25 protein-coding genes are annotated in these 22,552 nt (G+C 64.0%); 22 read left to right on the forward strand and 3 right to left on the reverse strand.

Annotated features, from left to right (window positions below; translation table 11 throughout):
* Window positions 1–19 precede the first annotated feature (19 nt).
* The 7 genes from AC5PZ0_RS00570 (at window position 20) to AC5PZ0_RS00600 (ending at window position 5,499) form a co-directional block, all read left to right on the forward strand.
* On the forward strand, window positions 20–1,153 hold the full coding sequence (locus AC5PZ0_RS00570; protein WP_186679667.1) for a protein-glutamate methylesterase/protein-glutamine glutaminase: 1,134 nt from the start codon (window positions 20–22) through the stop codon (window positions 1,151–1,153).
* Window positions 1,153–1,893, forward strand: coding sequence for a flagellar motor protein (locus AC5PZ0_RS00575; protein WP_027593007.1), 741 nt, complete (start codon window positions 1,153–1,155; stop codon window positions 1,891–1,893). The genes AC5PZ0_RS00570 and AC5PZ0_RS00575 overlap by 1 nt, the downstream gene beginning before the upstream one ends.
* 2 nt (window positions 1,894–1,895) lie before the next feature.
* Complete coding sequence (motD, locus tag AC5PZ0_RS00580; RefSeq protein WP_186679668.1) at window positions 1,896–2,741, forward strand: flagellar motor protein MotD; 846 nt, start codon at window positions 1,896–1,898, stop codon at window positions 2,739–2,741.
* Window positions 2,742–2,916: 175 nt separating this feature from the next.
* Window positions 2,917–3,705 carry a ParA family protein gene (locus AC5PZ0_RS00585; protein WP_027593005.1) on the forward strand — a complete coding sequence of 263 codons (789 nt, stop codon included), beginning with the start codon at window positions 2,917–2,919 and terminating at the stop codon, window positions 3,703–3,705.
* Entirely contained in the window at window positions 3,705–4,580 is an 876-nt protein-coding gene (locus AC5PZ0_RS00590; protein ID WP_099428650.1) for a CheW domain-containing protein, read from the forward strand. The genes AC5PZ0_RS00585 and AC5PZ0_RS00590 overlap by 1 nt, the downstream gene beginning before the upstream one ends.
* A gap of 42 nt (window positions 4,581–4,622) precedes the next feature.
* Window positions 4,623–5,102 carry a chemotaxis protein CheW gene (locus AC5PZ0_RS00595; protein WP_003254393.1) on the forward strand — a complete coding sequence of 160 codons (480 nt, stop codon included), beginning with the start codon at window positions 4,623–4,625 and terminating at the stop codon, window positions 5,100–5,102.
* 1 nt (window position 5,103) lies between these two features.
* Window positions 5,104–5,499, forward strand: a complete 396-nt coding sequence (locus tag AC5PZ0_RS00600) for a DUF2802 domain-containing protein (RefSeq protein WP_027593003.1) — start codon at window positions 5,104–5,106, stop codon at window positions 5,497–5,499.
* A 186-nt stretch (window positions 5,500–5,685) separates the two neighbouring features.
* On the opposite strand, the gene AC5PZ0_RS00605 is transcribed toward AC5PZ0_RS00600, so the two are convergent.
* The 3 genes from AC5PZ0_RS00605 to fliK form a co-directional block, all read right to left on the reverse strand.
* Window positions 5,686–8,424, reverse strand: a complete 2,739-nt coding sequence (locus AC5PZ0_RS00605; protein WP_493854090.1) for a dermonecrotic toxin domain-containing protein — start codon at window positions 8,422–8,424, stop codon at window positions 5,686–5,688.
* Between the two features lie 81 nt (window positions 8,425–8,505).
* Window positions 8,506–8,844, reverse strand: coding sequence for an EscU/YscU/HrcU family type III secretion system export apparatus switch protein (locus tag AC5PZ0_RS00610; RefSeq protein ID WP_412765460.1), 339 nt, complete (start codon window positions 8,842–8,844; stop codon window positions 8,506–8,508).
* The gene (fliK, locus tag AC5PZ0_RS00615) at window positions 8,841–10,397 is read right to left on the reverse strand and encodes a flagellar hook-length control protein FliK (RefSeq protein ID WP_493854091.1); all 1,557 of its coding nucleotides are present in this window, start codon (window positions 10,395–10,397) and stop codon (window positions 8,841–8,843) included. The genes AC5PZ0_RS00610 and fliK overlap by 4 nt, the downstream gene beginning before the upstream one ends.
* A 165-nt stretch (window positions 10,398–10,562) precedes the next feature.
* On the opposite strand from fliK, the gene ccmA reads away from it, so the two are divergent.
* From ccmA to AC5PZ0_RS00690, 15 genes are all read left to right on the forward strand, one after another.
* Window positions 10,563–11,195, forward strand: a complete 633-nt coding sequence (gene ccmA, locus AC5PZ0_RS00620) for a cytochrome c biogenesis heme-transporting ATPase CcmA (protein WP_027592999.1) — start codon at window positions 10,563–10,565, stop codon at window positions 11,193–11,195.
* The gene (gene ccmB, locus AC5PZ0_RS00625; protein ID WP_371097214.1) at window positions 11,183–11,860 is read left to right on the forward strand and encodes a heme exporter protein CcmB; all 678 of its coding nucleotides are present in this window, start codon (window positions 11,183–11,185) and stop codon (window positions 11,858–11,860) included. The genes ccmA and ccmB overlap by 13 nt, the downstream gene beginning before the upstream one ends.
* A 46-nt stretch (window positions 11,861–11,906) precedes the next feature.
* The gene (locus tag AC5PZ0_RS00630; protein ID WP_027592997.1) at window positions 11,907–12,674 is read left to right on the forward strand and encodes a heme ABC transporter permease; all 768 of its coding nucleotides are present in this window, start codon (window positions 11,907–11,909) and stop codon (window positions 12,672–12,674) included.
* Entirely contained in the window at window positions 12,671–12,847 is a 177-nt protein-coding gene (gene ccmD, locus AC5PZ0_RS00635) for a heme exporter protein CcmD (RefSeq protein WP_099428656.1), read from the forward strand. The genes AC5PZ0_RS00630 and ccmD overlap by 4 nt, the downstream gene beginning before the upstream one ends.
* Window positions 12,844–13,299 (forward strand): cytochrome c maturation protein CcmE, encoded by a 456-nt coding sequence (gene ccmE / locus AC5PZ0_RS00640; RefSeq protein WP_099428657.1) that lies wholly within the window; start codon window positions 12,844–12,846, stop codon window positions 13,297–13,299. Before ccmD ends, ccmE begins: the two co-directional genes overlap by 4 nt.
* An 11-nt stretch (window positions 13,300–13,310) precedes the next feature.
* On the forward strand, window positions 13,311–15,284 hold the full coding sequence (locus AC5PZ0_RS00645; protein ID WP_172960407.1) for a heme lyase CcmF/NrfE family subunit: 1,974 nt from the start codon (window positions 13,311–13,313) through the stop codon (window positions 15,282–15,284).
* Complete coding sequence (locus AC5PZ0_RS00650; RefSeq protein WP_027592993.1) at window positions 15,281–15,817, forward strand: DsbE family thiol:disulfide interchange protein; 537 nt, start codon at window positions 15,281–15,283, stop codon at window positions 15,815–15,817. Before AC5PZ0_RS00645 ends, AC5PZ0_RS00650 begins: the two co-directional genes overlap by 4 nt.
* Window positions 15,814–16,302, forward strand: coding sequence for a cytochrome c-type biogenesis protein (locus AC5PZ0_RS00655; RefSeq protein WP_493854092.1), 489 nt, complete (start codon window positions 15,814–15,816; stop codon window positions 16,300–16,302). Before AC5PZ0_RS00650 ends, AC5PZ0_RS00655 begins: the two co-directional genes overlap by 4 nt.
* Complete coding sequence (gene ccmI, locus AC5PZ0_RS00660) at window positions 16,295–17,485, forward strand: c-type cytochrome biogenesis protein CcmI (RefSeq protein ID WP_085272511.1); 1,191 nt, start codon at window positions 16,295–16,297, stop codon at window positions 17,483–17,485. The genes AC5PZ0_RS00655 and ccmI overlap by 8 nt, the downstream gene beginning before the upstream one ends.
* A 12-nt stretch (window positions 17,486–17,497) precedes the next feature.
* Window positions 17,498–17,917: a hypothetical protein gene (locus AC5PZ0_RS00665; RefSeq protein ID WP_493854093.1), complete on the forward strand. Its 420-nt coding sequence runs from the start codon at window positions 17,498–17,500 to the stop codon at window positions 17,915–17,917.
* 96 nt (window positions 17,918–18,013) lie between these two features.
* Window positions 18,014–18,952, forward strand: coding sequence for a 2-hydroxyacid dehydrogenase (locus AC5PZ0_RS00670; protein WP_493854094.1), 939 nt, complete (start codon window positions 18,014–18,016; stop codon window positions 18,950–18,952).
* Window positions 18,953–19,003: 51 nt separating this feature from the next.
* The gene (locus AC5PZ0_RS00675) at window positions 19,004–19,792 is read left to right on the forward strand and encodes a PhzF family phenazine biosynthesis protein (RefSeq protein WP_493854095.1); all 789 of its coding nucleotides are present in this window, start codon (window positions 19,004–19,006) and stop codon (window positions 19,790–19,792) included.
* Between the two features lie 388 nt (window positions 19,793–20,180).
* A complete protein-coding gene (locus AC5PZ0_RS00680) occupies window positions 20,181–21,122 on the forward strand; it encodes a DMT family transporter (RefSeq protein ID WP_493854096.1) in 942 nt (313 codons plus the stop codon).
* 41 nt (window positions 21,123–21,163) lie between these two features.
* Entirely contained in the window at window positions 21,164–21,502 is a 339-nt protein-coding gene (locus tag AC5PZ0_RS00685; RefSeq protein WP_493854097.1) for an FKBP-type peptidyl-prolyl cis-trans isomerase, read from the forward strand.
* A gap of 309 nt (window positions 21,503–21,811) precedes the next feature.
* Complete coding sequence (locus tag AC5PZ0_RS00690) at window positions 21,812–22,318, forward strand: hypothetical protein (RefSeq protein WP_099428663.1); 507 nt, start codon at window positions 21,812–21,814, stop codon at window positions 22,316–22,318.
* The last annotated feature ends 234 nt before the right edge of the window (window positions 22,319–22,552 follow it).

Consider the following 22,552-nt stretch of genomic DNA (forward strand, 5'->3'; position numbering starts at 1 on the left):
GCCGCCTAATGGAGTGTTTATGGCAGTCAAGGTCCTGGTGGTGGATGATTCCGGTTTCTTCCGCCGCCGCGTCTCGGAAATCCTCTCGGCGGACCCGACGATCCAGGTAGTGGGTACCGCGACCAATGGCAAGGAAGCAATCGACCAGGCGCTGGCGCTCAAGCCCGATGTCATCACCATGGACTACGAAATGCCCATGATGGACGGCATCACCGCAGTGCGGCACATCATGCAGCGCTGCCCGACGCCGGTGTTGATGTTCTCTTCGCTGACCCATGAAGGCGCCCGGGTGACCCTCGACGCGCTGGATGCCGGTGCAGTGGATTACCTGCCGAAGAACTTCGAAGACATCTCGCGCAACCCCGAGAAGGTCAAGCAGATGCTGTGCGAAAAGGTGCATACCCTGTCGCGCAGCAACCGTCGTTTCGGCAGTTACAACCCAGCACCTGCTGCTGCGCCTGTCACTACCAGCAGCAGCCATGCGCCGACCAGCAGCTTCGCAAGCCCGGCCTCGGCCCCGGCGCGCACGGCACCGCCGGTACGCACCCCGGCCGCAGCGCCCGCGGCACATGCCCCGGCACCCAAGCGCAAACCTTACAAGCTAGTGGCCATTGGTACGTCCACGGGCGGCCCGGTGGCGCTGCAGCGGGTGCTGACGCAACTGCCCGCCAACTTCCCGGCGCCGATCGTGTTGATCCAGCACATGCCAGCGGCCTTCACCAAGGCGTTTGCCGAACGCCTGGACAAGCTGTGCAAGATCAGCGTGAAGGAAGCCGAGGACGGTGACCTGTTGCGCCCAGGCTTGGCGCTGCTGGCCCCGGGTGGTAAGCAGATGATGATCGACGGCCGTGGCACGGTGAAGATCCTGCCGGGTGACGAGCGCCTGAACTACAAGCCGTGCGTGGACATCACCTTCGGCTCGGCGGCCAAGTCGTACGGCGACAAGGTGCTGTCGGTGGTGCTCACCGGCATGGGCGCCGACGGCCGTGAAGGCGCGCGCCTGCTTAAGCAGGGCGGCAGTACCGTGTGGGCCCAGGATGAAGCCAGCTGCGTGATCTATGGCATGCCCATGGCCATCGTCAAGGCCAACCTGGCCGACGCGGTGTACAGCCTGGACGAGATCGGCAAGCACCTGGTCGAGGCCTGCGTCTGATGGACGTGCTAAGCCTGATCGGCCTGATCCTGGCGTTTGTCGCGATTGTCGGCGGCAACTTCCTCGAAGGCGGGCATGTCGGCGCGCTGATCAATGGCCCGGCGGGCTTGATCGTGCTGGGCGGCACCTTGGCGGCGGCGCTGTTGCAGTCGCCGCTGTCGGCCTTCAAGCGTGCCTTGCAGATTTTGCGCTGGATCCTGTTCCCGCCCCGGGTCGACCTGGCAGGCGGTATCGACCGGGTGGTGAACTGGAGCTTGACGGCGCGCAAAGAGGGCCTGCTGGGCCTGGAAGGGGTGGCTGATGCCGAGCCCGACCCCTATGCGCGCAAGGGCCTGCAGTTGCTGGTCGACGGTGCCGAGCCCGAAGCCATCCGCAGCATTCTTGAAGTCGACTTCCTGACCCAGGAGGGCCGTGACATCCAGGCCGCCAAGGTGTTCGAGAGCATGGGCGGCTACGCCCCGACCATCGGCATCATCGGCGCGGTCATGGGCCTGATCCATGTGATGGGCAACCTGGCCGACCCGTCGCAGCTGGGTAACGGCATCGCCGTGGCGTTCGTCGCCACCATCTACGGCGTGGCCAGCGCCAACCTGATCCTGTTGCCGATCGCCAACAAGCTCAAGGCTATCGTCATGCGCCAGTCGCGCTACCGCGAGATGCTGCTTGAGGGCCTGCTGTCGATTGCCGAGGGTGAAAACCCGCGCTCGATTGAGCTGAAGCTGCAAGGCTTCATGGAGTAACCATGCGCCGCCGTCGTCATACCGAGGAACACGAGAATCACGAGCGCTGGCTGGTGTCGTACGCCGACTTCATCACCTTGCTGTTCGCGTTTTTCGTGGTCATGTACTCGATTTCCTCGATCAACGAGGGCAAGTACAAGGTCATTTCGCAGGCCTTGCTCGGGGTGTTCAACGACCCCGAGCGGAGCATGAAGCCGATCCCCATCGGTGATGAACAGCCGCTGAGCGTGCGCCCGGCCGAGCCTTTGGTCAGGGACAGCGAGCAGACCGAAGCGGGCCTGGCGCAAACCAACGTCGACCCGCTGAAGACCATCAGCGACGACGTGCGCGACGCCTTTGGCGACCTGATCAAGACCGACCAGATGACCGTGCGCGGCAATGAGCTGTGGATAGAAATCGAGCTCAGTTCCTCGCTGCTGTTCGGCAGCGGTGATGCCATGCCCAGCGACAAGGCCTTCGACATCATCGAAAAGGTGGCGAACATCCTCAAGCCGTTCGCCAACCCGGTGCATGTCGAAGGCTTTACCGACAACCTGCCGATTCGCACCGCGCAGTACCCGACCAACTGGGAACTGTCGTCGGCGCGGGCGGCCAGCATCGTCCGCCTGCTGGCCATGGAAGGGGTCAACCCGGCGCGCATGGCCTCGGTGGGCTATGGCGAGTATCAGCCGGTCGCCAGCAACGACAGTGCCGAAGGCCGTGCGCGCAACCGCCGCGTGGTGCTGGTGATTTCGCGCAACCTCGAAGTGCGCCGCAGCCTGACCGGCACAGGCAGCGCCAATGCCACGCCGGATGCGGCGTTGCGCCGTGCTGGCACACAAAGTGCACCGGCAACAGCGAGTCAGTAACTCGTCAATTCTCCGTCACTGCGTATTGTCTTGCTTGCTGAGCGCGGTACCTGTGGGAGCGGGCTTGCCCCGCGAAGCAGGCGACGTGGTGGATGGCACGGGCTACGCCCGTGTTCGCGGGACAAGCCCGCTCCCACAAGGGTGGGCGCTAAATTTATGAGTCAAGAGTTGTCCTATGAGAGTCTGGGCAGTAGCCAATCAAAAAGGTGGCGTCGGCAAGACCACCACGACCATCGCCCTGGCTGGCCTGCTGGCTGAGGCGGGCAAGCGCGTGGTCGTCGTCGACCTCGACCCGCATGGGTCGATGACCAGTTATTTCGGGCACAACCCCGATGCGCTGGAACACAGCTGCTATGACCTGTTCCTGCACCAAGGCAGCGTGCCCGAGGGCTTGCCGGGGCAATTGCTGCTGCCGACGAGCGACGAGCGTATTTCGCTGTTGCCATCGAGCACCGCGCTGGCGGTGCTGGAGCGTCAGTCGCCGGGCAAGAACGGCCTGGGGCTGGTGATCGCCAAGAGTCTGGCGCAGCTGTGGCAAGACTTCGACTTTGCCTTGATCGACAGCCCGCCCTTGCTCGGCGTGCTGATGGTCAACGCCCTGGCCGCGAGCCAGCAACTGGTGATCCCGGTGCAGACCGAGTTTCTCGCGGTCAAGGGCCTGGAACGCATGGTCGGGACCCTGGCCATGGTCAACCGTTCGCGTAAACAGGCCTTGCCTTACCAGATCGTGCCGACCCTGTTCGACCGCCGTACCCAGGCCTCCCTGGGCACGCTCAAACTGCTGCGCGACACCTATGGGCAGCATGTCTGGCAGGGTTACATCCCGGTCGATACGCGCTTGCGCGATGCCAGCCGCAAGGGCGTGACGCCTTCGCAGTTCGATGGCAAGAGCCGTGGGCTGATTGCCTACCGGGCGCTGCTCAAGCATTTACTGACCTACAAAACCGCAGTGCAGGTGGCCTGATGACGCAGACACGGCAAACCAGCACGCGGCCGCAGATGGCCCTGCAATCCTACCTCGATGGCTTGTTGCAAGAGGCCACCGAGGCCGACGACCTGATCGAGCTGCCGACGGCACCGGAGGACTTCGCCGACGCGGTGCGCGAGGAGCAGGCGCGTGATGCACGCCAGCCTGCCCAGGCCACCCTCGCGGCGCCCCGGCCCTTTGCCGAGCCGCGGTTACAGGTGCTGCCCAGCGTGCTGCCGGTGGAAGAACCGGTGGTGGCGGTGGTCGAGCAGCAGGTAGTGGCCGAGGCCAGCATCCCGGTGCTGATCGAAGCGCCCGCGGTAGAACCGGCGGTGCCGGTGGTGGATGTGCACCTGCCTGCGCCGAACTTGCCGGTGCCGCCGGCAAGCATCGATGGCCGCCCGGCCTGGGCAGCGGAGCCGTTCGAGTGCCTGCTGTTCGACGTCGCCGGGCTGACCCTGGCGGTGCCCTTGGTGTGCCTGGGCTCGATCTACAACCTGGCCGGCCAGGAGCTGACGCCGCTGTTCGGCCAACCGGACTGGTTTCTTGGCATCCTGACCTGCCAGGCCGGCAACCTGAAGGTCCTCGACACCGCGCGTTGGGTAATGCCCGACCGCTACCGCGACGATTTTCGCCAGGGCCTGCAGTATGTGATTTCGGTCCAGGGCTATGAATGGGGGCTGGCCGTGCACCAGGTCAGCCGTTCCCTGCGCCTGGACCCGTCCGAGATCAAGTGGCGCAGCCAGCGTGGCCAGCGCCCCTGGTTGGCCGGCACGGTGATCGAACACATGTGTGCCTTGCTTGACGTCGCCGAACTGGCCGAGCTGATCGCCAGCGGCGCAGTCAAGCAGATGCACGCCAAACACAAATGACACCGAACACACCGCCTAGCGCGGATTTTGAGGGGTAGGGGAATGAAAAAGTCGTCCGCACAAGGTTCCGAAGATCCGATCCTGCAATGGGTAACCTTCCGTCTGGACAACGAGTCCTACGGGATCAATGTCATGCAGGTGCAGGAAGTGCTGCGCTACACCGAGATCGCCCCGGTACCGGGCGCGCCGAGCTATGTGCTGGGCATCATCAACCTGCGTGGCAACGTGGTGACGGTGATCGACACCCGCCAGCGTTTTGGCCTGATGCCGACCGAGGTGACCGACAACACCCGTATCGTCATCATCGAGGCGGACAAGCAAGTGGTCGGTATCCTGGTCGACAGTGTTGCCGAGGTGGTCTACCTGCGTCAGTCCGAGATCGAGACGGCGCCAAATGTGGGTAACGAAGAATCGGCCAAGTTCATCCAGGGCGTGTGCAACAAGAACGGCGAGCTGCTGATCCTGGTGGAACTGGACAAGATGATGACCGAGGAAGAGTGGTCCGAGCTTGAGAACATCTGAGTTGATCCTTGAGGTTGCTGTCATCTTCCTGGCGCTGCTTTGGGCGCTGGGTGTGTGGATGTTCCTCAACCACACCAAGCGCCAGCGCGAGCTGGCGGCGCAACAGGCTGCGGGCGATGCGCTGCGTGATCAGCGTATCAAGGACCTGGCCAAGCGCCTGGACGACTACCAGAACGGTACCGTGCGCATGGGTGAGGCTATCCAAGACGTGCGCGAGACGTTGGCCACCTTGCCGGATCGGCTGGAGCGGCTGGAGCAGCGTGACCCCAGCAGCGTCACCTTCAGCCAGGCGGCCAAGCTGGTCGGCATGGGGGCGAGCGTGTCCGAGCTGACCGAGACCTGCGGCCTGACCCAGGCCGAGGCGGAGTTGATGAGCAAGTTGCACCGTACCGAGTGAGCTGAATCCTTGGGGCCGCTGTGCGGCCCTTCGCAGCGCAAGGCTGCTCCTACAGAATGTGCGGTGGTCCTTGGGGCCGCTTTGCGGCCCTTCGCAGCGCAAGGCTGCTCCTACAGGTACAGCGCCATTTTGTAGGAGCAGCCTTGTGCTGCGAAGGGCTGCACAGCAGCCCCAATGGCTCACACCTCAGGTGGTAGCCCAGGAATGCATGCCACCCACCTTGGCCAGGCGATTGAGCGGCAAGCGGTCACGCCAGACGAGCCGCAAAGCTTCCATATCGATGTACAGAAAGCTGTTGATACGCGGCATCGTGTACAGGTTGTACAGCTGACGAATCAGGTACAGGTCGGGCAGCAAGCGGTCGGTCACGGCGCTGAGCATCGCCGGGCCGGTGATGTGGCTGAGGCGTTTGGCGTACGCATAGAACCCTCGCGGGTCGCTGGCCAAGGTCGGCCGCGCCCGGTAGAAGTCCGGGTCGGCAAGAAAACGCGCCTGCATCTCTTCCGATATCGCCAGCAAGGTCGGGTTGCCGGCATGGCTGCCAATCATGCTGGTGTTATACAGGGTGTTCATGCCCAGTTTCTGGTTGGACATAGGCGGATGCAGGAGCAACCCGTCATCGGTGGTCGCGAGCTCCACATCATTGATCGCCGCCTGTGCGCTTTGGCCCAGTAGTTGGTCATCGACGTCCATGTACAGCCCACCTTCGGCGTGCAGCATCGGGTAGCGCAACACGTCCGACGCGGAAGAGAAGTTGGTGGCCACGCCATTATTGCCCTCGATCGCTGCCTGGTAATGGCTGAAATACTGACTTCGCTCGAAGGCTTTGAAAAACGCTTGGTCCTCCAATGGCAGTACCTGCAGCCCCAGCACCTTGCTGGCCAGTTCGCCGACGTTGTGCGCATACGCCTGCGGGTTTGCCTTGGACAGGTACAGCCGGTACTGGTATGGCCCTTCTTGCAGGCGCCGGGCATTGCCAGCCAACGTCTCAAGCAACTCGGGGCCTAGCGTCTTGTCGCCTACCCACAGCGATGTAATCCGTTGCGGGATGGGGCGGGCGCCGGCGGGAAATGGGCTGGGTAGCTGCACGGGCAGTTGCAGGTCGATACCCAGGCCGCGCAGTGATGCCATGCGCATCGGGTCGGTGACGGCCCGGCCTTCGGGGTTGGCCGGGCGCATGGTGCCGGTGAGCGGCTGCGCTTCGAAGTACGTCGGCTCTACCTGATTGGTGCCTTCCTCGGTGATGAACAGGTCGGTCTGCATGTCGTAGACCAGATCAAGCTCTTGCGGATAATCAGGCGTCTCTTCGTAATAGCCGATCATCCGATCAGTGTCGCCGTTGTACCGCGGGTAGCGCCGCACGGCCTTGGCCACTGCGGCATCGCCGTCCGGTAGTGGCGCAATGGGAGCAGGGCGGTGGAAGTAGGGCGCGACATCCACGGGGGGCAAATGTGGTGGGTCGGAAGGGCTCAGCGGGTAACCCCACTGCTCGTTCACCCGGCGCGGGGCGACGAAGCCGTCCTGCTCGAAACGCAGCAGGCCCTTGCCTTTGGCCACTGCTTCCAGTGCCAGCGGCGTTGCATTGAGCAGGCCATAGGTTATGTTGCCGATGCCGTCGAGCTTGTCGTGCAGGGTCTTGCCATTGATGGCTTGGTCCAGGCCCAGGCCCAGTTGCACGATACCGCCCAGCGCCAGCAAGGGCGCCAGGCCAGGCACCACGAAGGTCAGCGGCGCCAGCAGGTTGAGCGTGCTGTTGAGGTAGCTGCGCCATTTGCGTTTGCTGATCTCGCTGTTGCTGGTGATGATGAAGTCGGCATCGTCGTAGCAGCGCTGCCGCTGACGCAGGGCCATGGCCTGGAACAGGTCGCCGGTGATCCGCGGGTTGTACTTGCCGGGGCGGTAGTTGACATAGGTGCGCGGGGGCCAGGTGCCGTCGTCGTTGAAAAAGCCATGTTCCGGTGGCAGGCGATGGCTGCGTGGATATTCGCCCAAGCCTTCAAGGGCGGTGTCCAGGCCGCTGAAGTCGATACCCTGGGGGCCATCGGCCAAGCGAAAGTGTTGCTTGAGCGCCTGGCGTCGGGTGGCGTCCTTGCACTGTTGGCCGACCCAATCCTTCAACAGGGCTTCGCTGGCGAATTCCAGCAGGGGCGAGCTGTTGCCGGGTACATAGAGCAAGGTCAGGTCGCTATGGCTGTCGTTGATGTACAGCAGGTCCGTGGATGCGTAGCCGTAAATGCTCAGGGTGCTCAGGCGCAGGCCCTTGCCGCGTGGGATGACATCGGCCGCGCGCCAGGCCAGCTGGCGCGCGGCGTCGCTGAGGCTGCCGTCGCCGATCTGCTTGTTGCAGGCAGCAAGGAAGTTGAGTTTGCAGCACAGGCGGTAGCTGGGCAGTTGGTCGTGCCAGTAGGCGTCGAGCGACGCCTTGTAGCGCGTGTGGAAGTCCAGAGCCTCGATGTGACGCTGCAGGGCTTCGGCGCGCACGTTCAGCAGCGTCGAGTGGTCGTAGCGGGCAGGTTCGGTCCGCTTGAACAGGCCGTTGAACACCTCATACCAGGCCCCGTTGTCGACGTGTGGTTGTGCCGGGAGTTGCTCGACACAGGTGATTGGGCCGTCTTCGGGCAGCCTGCCGGCCCAGGGGGCTTTGAACAGGCCGCCGAAAAAGTCGTTGTTGGATTCACCTTGCCAGTTCATCAGTACGGCTTGCGTCAGGCTCACACGCTGCACTACCTGTGCCTGGTACTGGGTGGCTCCGGCCGGGTGTATGTGCAGCGTCACCACCTCGACCTGGTCGGGGTCCAGGTGCACGCCTTGTGTCGCCAGCCAGTCCTGGATGGCCTGCTTGGCGTCGCGGTCGGGTCGGGGCAGGGTGGCTAGGTGGTTGCGTACGTACTGCACGCCAGCCGCGTTAATGTGGGTGGTCGGCATGTCGGTCTCCGTGGCTCGGGAAAAACCACAGGATCGACCGACAGGGCAAGGGGGCGACGGTAGATAATGCTTGCGGACGGTTCAGCCCGCTTGGCCGGGCAGGCGCGGCAACAACTCGGTGACGTCACGCTCGGGTTTGGTGGAATCGTCAAAGCCTGGCGGCACCTTGCCGCGCAGTTGCCAGGCAAAGGCAATGATCTCGGCGATGGTCAGGTACAGCGCCTCGGGTATCTGATCGCCCAGCTCCAGCCGGGCCAGCAGGCGCACCAGCTCGGCGTTTTCGTAGATCGGCACCTCGTGTTGGCGGGCCAGGGCGAGGATGGCTTCGGCCAAGGCATCGTCGCCCTTGGCGCTGAGGGTGGGTGCCTGTTGGCCGTCGTAGCTCAGGGCAATGGCCTGGCGGGGTGTTTTGAGGGTCATGCGTTTTCGTCCACCCAGCGTTGTTCGACCCGCGTGCGGGGGCCTTGAGGGGGGATGCCGGGGTGGCATTCCAGGTCGCCGACGTCCAGGCCGCGGGCCAGCAGGCGCTCGCGCAGGGTGCCGAGCTGGCTGTCGATCAGCCGTGCGGTGGGTTCACGTTCTGCCCACAGCTGGCCATTCAAGCGGCCCTGGCTCAACTGGGCCTGGACTTGCAGCGGGCCAAGCGGCGCGAGGTCAAAGGCCAGCTCGATGCGCCACAGGGCCTGCAGCGGGTCTTGCGATTCCTGCTGGCGGTCGGCTTGCTGCTGCGGCGTTTCCTCGCGTTGCAGCTTGACCTGCAGCGGGATGAACTCCTGGCCATGGCGAATGGGGACTTCGGTCTGCCAGGTGGTTTGCAGGTTGCCGTTTTCAAGCGTGCCAGTTTGTTGCAGGCTGCTCATGGCGTGGCTTTGCAGGCGCGAGACAGCCGCCGCGGCCAGGCGCAGCAGTTGTTGCAGGTCACCTTCGTCTTCCATGGCCTTGAGTAGCCGTGAGGGCAGCGGAAACGCCCCAGGCTGGGGTTTCGGGCTGACTCGGTCCAGCATGCCCAGCGCCCCGCGGGCCAAGGCCGGCATTGTCAGGGCCAAGGTACTGGGGGCTAGGGCTGGTGCGCCGGGTGTGGTGACCGAGGCCTGGGTCACCAACCTGAGCAGGTGCGCCTTGAGGTCGGTCGCGACGCTTGCTGGCAGGCCGCCCAGCAGCTTTGCCTCGAGGAAGGCGCCGCTGTTGTTCAGGGCCTGGGCGACGGCCTTGGCATCGCCGAGCTGGCGCGCGTCCGGCAGGCCGGCGAGCACGCGGTCGGCGGTCGCGCGCAAATCGCCGTCGGCGCCGGGGTCGCGGGCGAGCTGTTGCAATGCGCTGAGCAGGCCCGGTAACGAGGCCTGACGGTTTTGCTGGGTGAGCAGTTGCTGGGCAATGCTGAGCTGGTCTTGCCGGCCACTGAGTGGCACGAATTGCAGCGACTGGTCGCCTTGCACCCGCGCGCTGAGCAGGCTGCCCACCGGCAGCGGGCGTGGGCTGTCGATGGTCAGGGTGGCGCCGGCTTGGGCACTGTTGAGCAGGCTGACCAGCGAACGGTAACCGGCGGCCTGGCCCTGCGCTTGAAGGATGGGCTGGTTGGTCAGGACCTTGCCTTGCAGCAGGGTGCCGACCGGTACCTTGGCCGTGTCCAGGCGGGTGAGGGTGGCGATGTTGCTGGTGCTGGCCTGTTGCAACAGGATGGCCAGGCGATTGCCTTCGGTTTGACTGACCGTGACCTGGCTGCCCGGGGGCAAGGGCTGGCTGGCGCTGGCTTGCAGTTGGGTCTGGGCGCCGTTGGCCTGCATCAGCCGCAGCACGAGCTGGAATTCCCGGCCCAGCTGGCGCATCGACAACACCTCGGCCTGCGCCGTTTCGCCCGGGGCCAGCAAGCCGGGTTGTGCTTGCGTGAGGCGCAGCAGTTCGCCGGTCATGCCCGCCTTGATGGCCTGGGCGCTGATCGCGGTTTGTGCGCCGAGACTATTGATTTCAGTCATGATTGTATACAACCTGTCGAACCCGCCCTCTTGGCAGCGAGGCCGTGCATGTAATAATGCCGCCCGTCCGCCACTGCCACTGTAACGGCAGGGAGGGGGGCGACTTGAGACACTGGGTTGAAGATCGGCGACTGGTCTTGAACCCTACACAGATAAGGCGAAACCGTGACCCTTCACCTCCAAGCCGCGGGCCTGGCCTGCGAGCGCGACTGGCGCCTGCTGTTCGAGCACCTGGATTTCGAGCTGCGGCCCGGCGACATGCTGCAGATCAGTGGCCCCAACGGCAGCGGCAAGACTAGCTTGTTGCGCCTGCTGGCCGGGTTGATGCAGCCGACTGCCGGGCAGATTCTGCTCGGTGGCCAGCCGTTGGCCGAACAGCGCCATGCCTTGGCCAGCATCCTGCTGTGGATTGGCCATGCTGCGGGGATCAAGGACCTGCTCACCGCCGAGGAGAACCTCACCTGGCTCTGTGCTTTGCACCAGCCGGCCAGCGCCGAGGCAATCTGGGCGGCGCTGGCGGCGGTCGGCCTGCGCGGTTTCGAAGACGTGCCTTGCCATACCTTGTCCGCCGGCCAGCAGCGCCGTGTGGCCCTGGCCCGCTTGTACCTCGAAAGCCCCCCCTTGTGGATTCTCGACGAGCCGTTCACCGCCCTCGACAAACAAGGCGTGGCGCAGCTCGAAGCGCACCTGGCGGCGCATTGCGAGCAGGGCGGCACGGTGGTACTGACCACCCACCACAGCCTCGAACGCAAACCGTCGGGCTACCGTGAACTGAACTTGGGGCAATGGGCGGCATGAGCGTATTCATCCTGTTGTTGCGCCGCGAAGCGCGCCTGTTGTTCCGCCGCCCGGCCGAGCTGGCCAACCCGCTGGTGTTCTTCGCCATCGTCGTGGCCCTTTTCCCGCTGGCGGTCGGCCCTGAGAGCCAATTGTTGCAAACCTTGTCGCCGGGCCTGGTGTGGGTGGCGGCCTTGCTGGCCGTGCTGCTGTCGCTGGACGGCCTGTTCCGCAGCGATTTCGAGGATGGCTCGCTGGAGCAGTGGGTGCTGTCGCCGCATCCGCTGGCGCTCCTGGTATTGGCCAAGGTGCTGGCGCACTGGATCTTTTCCGGCCTGGCGCTGGTATTGTTGGCGCCACTGCTGGCTCTGATGCTAGGGCTGCCGAGCCATTGCCTGCCGGTGCTGCTCGCCTCGTTGCTGCTGGGGACGCCCGTGCTGAGCCTGTTGGGCGCGGTGGGGGCGGCGCTGACAGTCGGTCTTAAACGCGGTGGTCTGCTGCTGGCATTGCTGATTCTGCCGTTGTATATCCCTGTATTGATCCTGGGCAGTGGTGCGTTGCAGGCGGCGTTGCAAAATATGCCAGCCACCGGCCATCTGCTCTGGCTTGCCAGCCTCACGGCCCTGGCGGTGACACTGGCACCCTTTGCGATAGCGGCTGGCCTGAAGATCAGCGTCGGCGAATAACGAGTCCTGGGCTCTCAAGCCTGGCTAATACCCTGGATGTACCCTGATGAAAATGAGTTGGACGTGGTTCCACAAGCTCGGTTCCCCCAAATGGTTCTATGCCATCAGCGGCCGTATGTTGCCGTGGCTGGCCATTGCCTCCCTTGCGCTGTTGCTGGTGGGCATCACCTGGGGCCTGGCATTCGCGCCCCAGGACTACCAGCAGGGCAACAGTTTCCGCATCATCTACATCCATGTGCCGGCGGCGATGCTGGCACAGTCCTGCTACGTGCTGCTGGCGGTGGCCGGGGTGGTGGGGCTGGTGTGGAAGATGAAACTGGCCGACGTCGCCCTGCAGTGCGCAGCACCGATCGGCGCCTGGATGACCGCCGTGGCGCTGGTCACCGGTGCCATCTGGGGCAAGCCGACCTGGGGCAGCTGGTGGGTGTGGGATGCCCGCCTTACGTCGATGTTGATTCTGCTGTTCCTGTACTTCGGCATCATTGCGCTTGGCCAGGCAATCAGTAACCGTGACAGCGCGGCCAAGGCCTGTGCGGTGTTGGCGATTGTCGGTGTGATCAACATCCCGATCATCAAGTACTCAGTGGAGTGGTGGAACACCCTGCACCAGGGCGCCACGTTCACCCTGACTGAAAAACCGGCGATGCCTGCCGAAATGTGGTTGCCGCTGCTGTGCACGGCGCTGGGTTTCTACTGCTTCTTCGGCGTGGTGCTGTTGATGCGCATGCGCCTTGAAGTGCTCAAGCGCGAGGCACGCGCCAGTTGGGTCAAGGAGGAAGTATTGAACAGCCTGGGGCGGAGGGCCGCACGATGAGTTTTGCTTCGTTCGGTGATTTTCTCGCCATGGGCCACCATGGCCTGTACGTGTGGACGGCCTATGGCATCTGCCTGGCGGTGCTGGCGCTGAATGTCGCCGCGCCGCTGCTGGCCCGCCGTCGCTACCTGCAAGAAGAGGCGCGCCGTTTGCGCCGGGAGAACAACCAGTGAATCCGCAGCGCAAGAAACGCCTGTTGCTCATCGTCGGCCTGTTGGTCGGTGTCGGGATTGCCGTCGGCTTTGCCCTGAGCGCCTTGCAGCAGAACATCAACCTGTTCTACACCCCCACCCAGATCGCCAACGGCGAGGCGCCGCAGGATACCCGTATCCGTGCCGGTGGCATGGTCGAAAAAGGCTCGGTGCAGCGTTCGGCCGACTCGCTCGACGTGCGTTTCGTTGTCACGGACTTCAACAAGTCGGTGCCGATCACCTACCGCGGCATCCTCCCCGACCTGTTCCGCGAAGGGCAGGGCATCGTTGCCCTGGGCAAGCTCAATGCCGAGGGTGTGGTGGTGGCCGATGAAGTGCTGGCCAAGCACGACGAAAAATACATGCCGCCCGAGGTCACCAAGGCCCTGAAAGAAAGCGGCCAAGCCGCCGCCGGCGCGGAGGCCAAACCATGAACGCGGCACTGGTGATACCCGAACTCGGCCAGTTGGCGATGATCCTGGCCATCTGCTTTGCCGCCGTGCAGGCCAGTGTGCCGCTGCTCGGCGCCTGGCGCGGCGACAGCCTGTGGATGAGCCTGGCACGCCCGGCGGCCTGGGGGCAATTCGCCTTCCTGACCTTTGCTTTTGCCTGCCTCACCCATGCCTTCATGACCGACAACTTCTCGGTCGCCTACGTCGCCAGCAACTCCAACAGCGCTTTGCCCTGGTACTTCAAATTCAGTGCCGTGTGGGGCGCGCACGAGGGTTCGTTGCTGCTGTGGGCGTTGATCCTGGGCGGCTGGACCTTCGCCGTGTCGGTGTTCTCGCGCCAGCTGCCGCAAGTCATGCTGGCCCGTGTGCTGGCGGTAATGGGCATGATCAGCGTGGGCTTCCTGAGCTTTTTGATCATCACCTCCAACCCGTTCCAGCGCCTGCTGCCGCAAGTGCCGACCGATGGCCGTGACCTCAACCCGTTGCTGCAGGACATCGGCCTGATCGTCCACCCGCCGATGCTGTACATGGGCTACGTGGGCTTCTCGGTGGCCTTTGCCTTCGCCATCGCCGCCTTGCTTGGCGGGCGCCTTGATGCCGCCTGGGCACGCTGGTCGCGGCCGTGGACCATCGTCGCCTGGGCCTTCCTCGGCGTGGGCATCACCCTGGGCTCGTGGTGGGCTTACTACGAGCTGGGTTGGGGCGGCTGGTGGTTCTGGGACCCGGTGGAAAACGCCTCGTTCATGCCTTGGCTGGTGGGCACAGCCTTGATCCACTCGCTGGCGGTGACCGAGAAGCGTGGCGTGTTCAAGAGCTGGACCGTGCTGTTGGCGATCGCAGCCTTCTCGTTGAGCCTGCTGGGCACCTTCCTGGTCCGTTCCGGGGTGCTGACCTCGGTGCATGCCTTTGCCGCTGACCCGTCACGCGGCGTGTTCATCCTGATCTTCCTGCTGTTCGTGGTGGGTGGCTCGCTCACCCTGTTCGCCCTGCGTGCGCCGGTGGTCAAGAGCCAGGTCGGCTTTGCCCTGTGGTCGCGCGAGACGCTGCTGTTGGCCAATAACCTGGTGCTGGTGGTGGCGGCTTCGATGATCCTTTTGGGCACCCTGTACCCCTTGGTGCTCGATGCCCTGACCGGGGCCAAGCTGTCGGTCGGCCCGCCATACTTCGATGCGTTGTTCCTGCCGCTGATGGCACTGCTGATGGTGGTGCTTGGGGTGGGCGTGGTGGTGCGCTGGAAGGACACGCCCGGCAAATGGCTGGCAAGCATGATGACCCCGGTACTGATCGGCAGCGCAGTGCTCGCCCCGGTCGCGGGCTTCATCGTCGACGACTTCGACTGGCCAACGCTGACGGCCTTTGCCCTGGCGGCCTGGGTCGTGCTCAGCGGGTTGCGTGATGTGCTCGACAAGACCCGCCACAAGGGCCTGGCCAAAGGCATGCGCGGCCTTACCCGCAGCTACTGGGGCATGCAGCTGGCACACCTGGGCCTGGCGGTGTGCGCGCTGGGCGTGGTGTTGTCGAGCAACAACAGTGCCGAGCGCGACCTGCGCATGGCGCCGGGCGAAAGCGTGGAGCTTGGCGGTTATCACTTCCTGTTCCAGGGTGCCAAGCACTTCGAGGGGCCGAACTTCATTTCCGACAAGGGCACCGTGGTGGTGTCTCGCGACGGTCGCGAAGTGACCACGCTGCACCCTGAGAAGCGGCTGTACACCGTGCAACAGTCGATGATGACCGAAGCCGGCATCGACGCCGGCTTCACCCGCGACCTGTACGTGGCCCTGGGCGAGCCGTTGGAAAACGGCGCCTGGGCGGTGCGTGTGCATATCAAGCCTTATGTCCGCTGGATCTGGCTGGGCGGTCTGCTGACCGGCCTGGGCGGGTTGCTGGCGGCCCTCGACCGGCGTTACCGCGTCAAGGTCAAGACCCGGGTGCGTGATGTCCTGGGCGTGTCTGGAGCAGCTGCATGAAGCGTTGGATCATGGTGGTGCCACTGGCGGTGTTTCTGCTGGTGGCGGTTTTCCTCTACAAAGGCTTGTTCCTCAAGCCCGACGAACTGCCTTCGGCGATGATCGGCAAGCCCTTCCCGGCGTTCTCCCTGGCCTCGGTGCAAGGTGATCGCAATTTGACCCAGGCCGACCTGTTGGGCCGCCCGGCGCTGGTCAACGTGTGGGGGACCTGGTGCCCGTCGTGCAAGGTCGAGCACCCGTACCTGAACCAGCTGGCCGAGCAGGGTGTGGTGATCCACGGGGTCAACTACAAGGATGACAATGGCGCGGCGCTGAAGTGGCTGGCCGAGTTCCACAACCCCTACCAGCTGGATATCCGCGATGAGCAGGGCACCCTAGGCCTGGACCTGGGCGTGTATGGCGCGCCGGAAACCTTCCTGATCGACGCCAAGGGCATCATCCGCTACAAGCACGTGGGCATTGTCGATGCCAGCGTCTGGCGCGAGCAGCTGGCGCCGCTGTATCAGGGCCTGGTCGATGAGGCCAAGCCATGAAGCGCGGGCTGGCAGCAGCCGTACTGGGGTTGGGCCTGGGCCTGGGCGTGGCGGGCGTGGCCAGGGCGGCCATCGATACCTACCAGTTCCGCGATGACGCCGAGCGTGAGCGGTATCAGCAACTGACCAAAGAGCTGCGCTGCCCTAAGTGCCAGAACCAGGACATCGCCGACTCCAATGCACCGATTGCCGCCGACCTGCGCCGCGAAATCTTCCGCATGCTGGGCGAAGGCAAGAACAACGAGCAGATCGTCGACTTCATGGTCGACCGCTATGGCGACTTCGTGCGCTACAAGCCCGCGCTCAGCGGGCGCACCTGGTTGCTGTGGTTCGGCCCGGGGATCCTGCTGGCCGGTGGCTTCGTGGTGCTGCTGGTGATCGTTCGCCGCCGCCGCGGTGCAGCGGCCCAAGGTGCGCATGAGCTATCCGTCGACGAACGCGAGCGTCTCGCCAAACTGCTGGAAAAAGAACAGACCCATGATTGAATTCTGGCTTAGCGCGGGCCTGCTGCTGCTCGCTGCCCTCAGCTTTCTGCTGATCCCGATCCTGCGTGGCCGTCGCCGTCAGCAAGAGGAAGACCGCACCGCCCTGAACGTCGCCCTGTACCAGGAGCGCGTGGCCGAATTGGCTGCGCAGCAAGCCGCCGGTGTGCTCGATGACGTGCAATTGGCCAAGGGCCGTGACGAAGCGGCCCGTGAACTGCTGGCTGACACCGAAGGGGGCGAGGCCGCGCGCCAAGGCCATCTGGGCAAAGCGCTGCCGCTGTTGGCGGCGGTGCTGGTGCCGCTGATGGCGTTGGGGCTGTACCTGCACTTTGGTGCGGCGGACAAAGTCGAACTGACCCAGGAATTTGCCCAGGCGCCCAAGACCATGGAAGAGATGACCACGCGCCTTGAGCGTGTGGTGAAGGCCCAGCCGGATTCCGCCGAAGCCCTGTATTTCCTTGGGCGTGCCTACATGGCCGAACAGCGCCCGGGCGATGCGGCGCGTACCTTCGAACGTGCCGTGGCCCTGGCGGGCCGTCAGCCCGAGTTGCTGGGGCAATGGGCCCAAGCGCAGTACTTTGCCGCCGATAAACAGTGGAACCCGCAACTGCAGGCGTTGACCGATGAAGCCCTCAAGGCTGACCCGAACGAAGTGACCAGCCTGGGCCTGCGCGGCATTGCTGCGTTCGAGGGTGAGCGTTACCAGGAAGCCATCGACTATTGGAAGCGCCTGCTGGCACAACTGCCTGAAGGCGATGCCTCGCGCGCCGCCTTGCAAGGCGGTATCGACCGAGCTGCCGAGCGCCTGGGCGGTGAGCCTGGCCAAACCGTCACACCCGTGGCTGCCCGGCTGAAGGTGCGTGTGGAGCTGGCAGCGGCGCTCAAAGACAAGGTCAAGCCCGACGACACGGTGTTCATTTTTGCCCGTGCCAGTAATGGCCCGCCCATGCCCGTGGCAGCGAAGCGGGTGACCGTGGCGCAGTTGCCGATTGAGGTGGAGTTGTCCGATGCCGACGCGATGATGCCGCAGATGAAACTGTCGGACTTTACTGAAGTCCAACTCGTTGCCCGTGTGTCGCGTGCCGGCCAGCCCACTCATGGCGAGTGGATCGGCCAGGGTTCGCCACTGGCCACTGCCACCCAGGCCACGCAACACCTGACCATCGACAGCCCAGACCCGTAAGAGAGCATTGCCATGCACAGCACCGTCCGCCTGACTCTGATCACCCTGGCCCTGGGTTTGTCCGCGTGTACGGTGCATGAACCTTACGAGCAGCCCGCGCCACCGATCGAGCGGCTACCACCGCACCAGGGGCCGGTGGTCAAGCCGTTGCCGGGCGGGCAGCCTTCGACCCAACCGAGCAAACCCGCAGCGACGCCCAAGCCGATGCCCCGCACGTCCGCCAGCTTTGCACCGCCGCCGGGTGGTTCCAGCCATTGGGACCCTAAGCTGGGCGTGTACGTGCTAGAGAAAAAACCCAACACCTTCTACCGCCAGCGCACCTACTACCACTACGACGGGGGCTGGAGCTGGTCACTGAGCCCCGATGGCCCATGGCAGGACACCGACAGCAGCGGTGTACCCGGTGGCCTTGGGCGGGCGTTCGCCCAGTAAGTTGCCCGGTACAGTACAGTTTTCTGCTGATTTATCGATTGACTGTACCGCCCGCTGATTACGCATAATGCCCCTTCGATCAGACGCGGAGGTGGCATGAGCAAGACAGTCCTGGTGTTGGTGGAAACCGTCGACGATTACCTGCCTCTGCTGGAACAGGCGGGTTATCGGCTGATCCGCGCTCCGTCGCCGCAACTGCGTACCGAAGCCATCCAGCGCCACGCCCGCGAAATCGATGCCGTGCTCACCCGGGGCCCATTGGGCCTGACTGCCGCGGAAATCGAGGCGCTGCCCCACTTGCAGATCATCTGCGTGATCGGTGCCGGCTACGAGCAGGTCGACCTGGCCGCCGCCGCCGCGCGCGGTATTACGGTGACCAACGGTGCCGGGGCCAATGCCGCCGCGGTCGCCGACCATACCCTGGCAATGGTACTGGCGCTGCTGCGCGACATTCCCCGTGCCGATGCCAGTACCCGCCGTGGCGAGTGGAACCGTGTGATCAGCCCGTCGGTGAGCGGCAAGCGCCTGGGCATTCTCGGCCTGGGCGCGGTGGGGCTGGCGATCGCCAAGCGTGCCAACCTTGGCTTCGACATGAGCATCAGCTACCACAGCCGTACGCCGCGCCCGGATGTGCCGTACACCTGGTACGACAGCCCGCTGCACCTGGCCGATGCCGTCGACATTCTGGTCGTGGCCACGCCAGGCGGCGCCGCTACCCATCACTTGGTCGATGCACCGGTGCTCAAAGCCCTCGGCGCCGAGGGCTACCTGGTCAACATCGCCCGTGCCAGCGTGGTGGACACCCAGGCCCTGGTGGCGGCGCTGGCGGGCGGCCAGCTTGCCGGTGCCGGCCTGGACGTATTCGACGACGAGCCGGCAGTGCCCGATGCCCTCAAGGCGCTCGGCAACACGGTACTGACGCCCCATGTGGCGGGCCAGTCGCCGGAGGCCGCGCGCGACACGGTGACGTTGGTAGTGCGCAATCTGCAGGCGTTCTTTGCCGGTGAGCCGGTGCTGACCCCGGTACGAAACTGACTCTTTTCACCCATGAGCCCGGCAGCGTCCCGGCCAACAAGGAGTGTGTGCATGCAACTCGAGATCTTCCAGGTCGATGCGTTTTCCGCTGAGCCTTTCGGTGGCAACCCGGCGGCAGTCATCCCGCTGGACAGTTGGCTGCCGGACGATGTGCTGCAACGCATCGCCGAAGAGAACAACCTGTCCGAAACCGCCTATTTCGTGCGTAACGGTGAGGCATACGACCTGCGTTGGTTCACCCCGACGGTCGAGGTCGACCTGTGCGGCCATGCCACCTTGGCCTCGGCTTATGTGTTGTTCGAGCAGTTGGGTGTGCAGGCGCCCGTGTTGCGGTTCAATACCCGCAGCGGCGAGTTGCGCGTCAGCCGTGGCGCCGACGGGCTGCTGGCGATGGATTTCCCGGCCAAGCAGCCGGAAGCGGTGCAGGCCCCAGCGGGCCTGTTAGAGGCGCTGGGCCTGAGCAGTGCGCGTGCGGTGTACCGCAGCGATGACTTGGTGGTGGTGATCGATGACGCGTCGTTGCTGGGCCCGTTGAAACCCGATTTTGTCGCCCTGTCGGCCTTTGATGTGCGCGGGGTCGCCGTGACTGCGGCGGGGCGCGGGTTTGATGTTGTCACACGGTGGTTCGGCCCGCGGGTGGGCGTGAACGAGGACCCGGTAACGGGCTCGGCGCACACCTCGCTGGCGCCGTTGTGGGCCGAGCGGCTGGGCAAGAATGTGCTGAGCTGCGAGCAGGGCGGGGTGCGCAAGGGGCAGTTGCTGTGCGAGGTGCCGGGCAATGGGCGGGTGATTATCAGCGGGCGGGCGGCGTTGTATCTGCGGGGGCAGGTGTTTATCTGAGGGATGTTTTTGGTGCCTGAGGTGCATGCCTTGGGGTTTGCAGCGCCTGTGAGATCGAGCGCCGCCCGCGCGGCGCTTCGCAGCACAAGGCTGCTCCCACATCTGTTTCGGGCCAGTCACGCCTGTGGGGGCGGCGCGCGACCGCCTTGTTGGTCCGACGCGATATCATGGTGTGCGCCAAGGGGCCGCGCGCCAATGCCCCAGGACTAATTGGCCCGAAACAAAAGGAGCAGCCTTGTGCTGCGAAGCGCCGCGCGGGCGGCGCTCGATCTCCCAGGCGCTGCAAACCCCAAGACATGCCCCCGCAACCCCACCCGCATCCCCCAAATCATTGCCTCCCCCCCGCACAACCAGTAGCCTGCGCCCAATTCAAACGAGGATCGCAGACGTGAAACGCGGTGTGATGTACGCCGGCATGGCCGGTGCGTTGTGGGGCATGGTGTTGATGGTCCCTGAGCTGCTGCCTGAGTTCAACCCGATGCTGCTGAGCAGCGTGCGCTATGTCATGGTCGGGGTCATCTCGCTGCTGCTGGCACTGCCCATGGCCCGCCAGCTGCGTCAGCTGACCCTGCACGACGCGTGGATGCTGTTACGCCTGGCCGTCATCGGCAACCTGGTCTATTTCGTTTTCCTGGTGGCCGCCATCCAGCGTCTGGGCGTGGCGCCGGCTTCGCTGATTGTCGGCGTACTGCCCCTGACCATCACCCTGTACGGTCGCAACGACAGTGGCGCGGTACCGCTGGCGCGGCTGATCGGCCCATTGGCGCTGATCCTGGCGGGCATGCTGTGCATCAACCTGCAGACGTTCGCCTTCGCCCCCGGCGACATCGGTGACAAGCTCCTGGGCCTGTTCTACGCATTGGCCGCCCTGGCCTGCTGGACCTGGTACGCGGTACAGAACAGCCGTTACCTCAAACAATGCGGGCATTTCGACAGCCATCAGTGGTCGGTGCTGTGTGGGGTGATGACCGGGCTGGCCAGCCTGGTGATGGTTGCAGCTCTGGCCCTGTGGCAGCCGCAACAGTTGCAGGTGGACGCGCCGATGGGGCGCTGGTGGTTGTTCTGGGCGGCCAGCCTGGGCTGCGCGGTGCTGGGTTCGTGGTTGGCCATGGCGCTGTGGAACGCCGCCTCCAAGCGTCTGCCACTCACCCTGAGCGGCCAACTGATCGTCTTCGAGACCTTGTTCGCCCTGCTTTATGCTTTCCTTTGGCGGCAGACCGGGCCGAGCGTACTAGAGGCGGCAGCGATCATTCTGGTGATTGGCGGCGTGCTGTGGTCCATGCGTCAGCATGGAACGCCGCGAGAACTTGCCAAACCGGTGCATACCTGAGAAAAGGGCGGCTTTGATTTTTTCAGCGTTGGAGCATGCCCATGAGCAGCGAACTGCAGATCATCGACCTCGTCGAAGGCGACGGTAAAGCCGCCGTCAAAGGCGCCCTGATCACCACCCAGTACACCGGCTGGCTGGCCGACGGCAACACGTTCGATTCATCCTGGTCGCGCGGCAAGCCCTTCCAGTGCGTGATCGGCACGGGGCGCGTGATCAAAGGGTGGGACCAGGGCCTGATGGGCATGCGCGTCGGCGGCAAACGCAAACTGCAGGTGCCGGCGCACCTGGGGTACGGCGAGCGCAGTGTGGGGGCGATCCCGCCAAATTCGGATTTGACGTTTGAGATTGAGCTGCTGGAAGTGCTGACGCGGGATGATTGAATAATCCAGTCCTACGCCAGATAGGAAAAGGATTACACGCCTTGTCGGCCCCCGTCTGATTGAGCAGTCATTCAAGGATGGTTACTCTTCAACATGACTTGAGTGAAGAGGGCATGGCTATGAAATCGCATTTTTCCTCGCGAGTGGTGCGAGAGGCAAATGCCTTGTTGGTGGCGTCCGGCGCCCGAATGGAGATTTCGCTACCGCGCGAATTGGCAGGCGTCCTCACCTGTACCCAAAAATCTCGCTCGGAATTGAAAGCAGCATTCAACGCGGCGTATTCACGGTTGCGCAAGGAGTAACAGCCAGATGGCCGATGGCTGTTACAACCACATCTACTCGGTCCTTGTAGAGAATGAGCAAGATACGCTGGGTATCATTGCCTATTCGTTGTACAAGAGGCAGAAGATCGAATTCATCCAGGCCTTCAAGGTCAAGCATGACAGGGAACCCAAAGACGAAGACCTGGCGCCTTTCCACGATGTCAGCAATAGCCCCACCCAGCTTGAAAGCTATCGCAACCAGGCCAGCCAGCTTGCTCAGGGGTTTCTTGATGCGTCGATAGCCGCGCAGGCTGTAGAGCTCGAGCAGTATTATTCCGACAAAGCCAGCAGCGAAATCAGAAATACCAAACCAGGGTTTTGGCTGGGGGTGGCGCAGAGTCTCGTGGGGTCGGTCCTCTTCGTATTTTTGCTCGGCTTTCTTGTTTTCTTTACCTGGAGCCTGAATCAAGGCCCTAGGCAGGTAATCGAGCAGGTGTTTGGTGTAACCATTATCGTTCCAACCTCTGCGATCAACGCAGGCAACCTACCTTAGCCGCTGCTTGCGCGCGTATTGGCCTGATCAGGACATAATTCAGCAACACACATCCTCTAACGTTGGCCTTGCCTAGGGAACGGCAATCACGCTCAGGGAGGAACCAAACGGGTTGACGGCACTCTGACCCTCACTCGTTGCCAGGGATGGCACTCACTACAAGGACGCCCTGCGGCTGCGACGCAGGGCAACGTGGCGGGTCAACCCGATTTTCTCTGCCACAAGAGCCTGCCT

The sequence above is a fragment of the Pseudomonas sp. 5.2 genome (genome assembly GCF_059025405.1).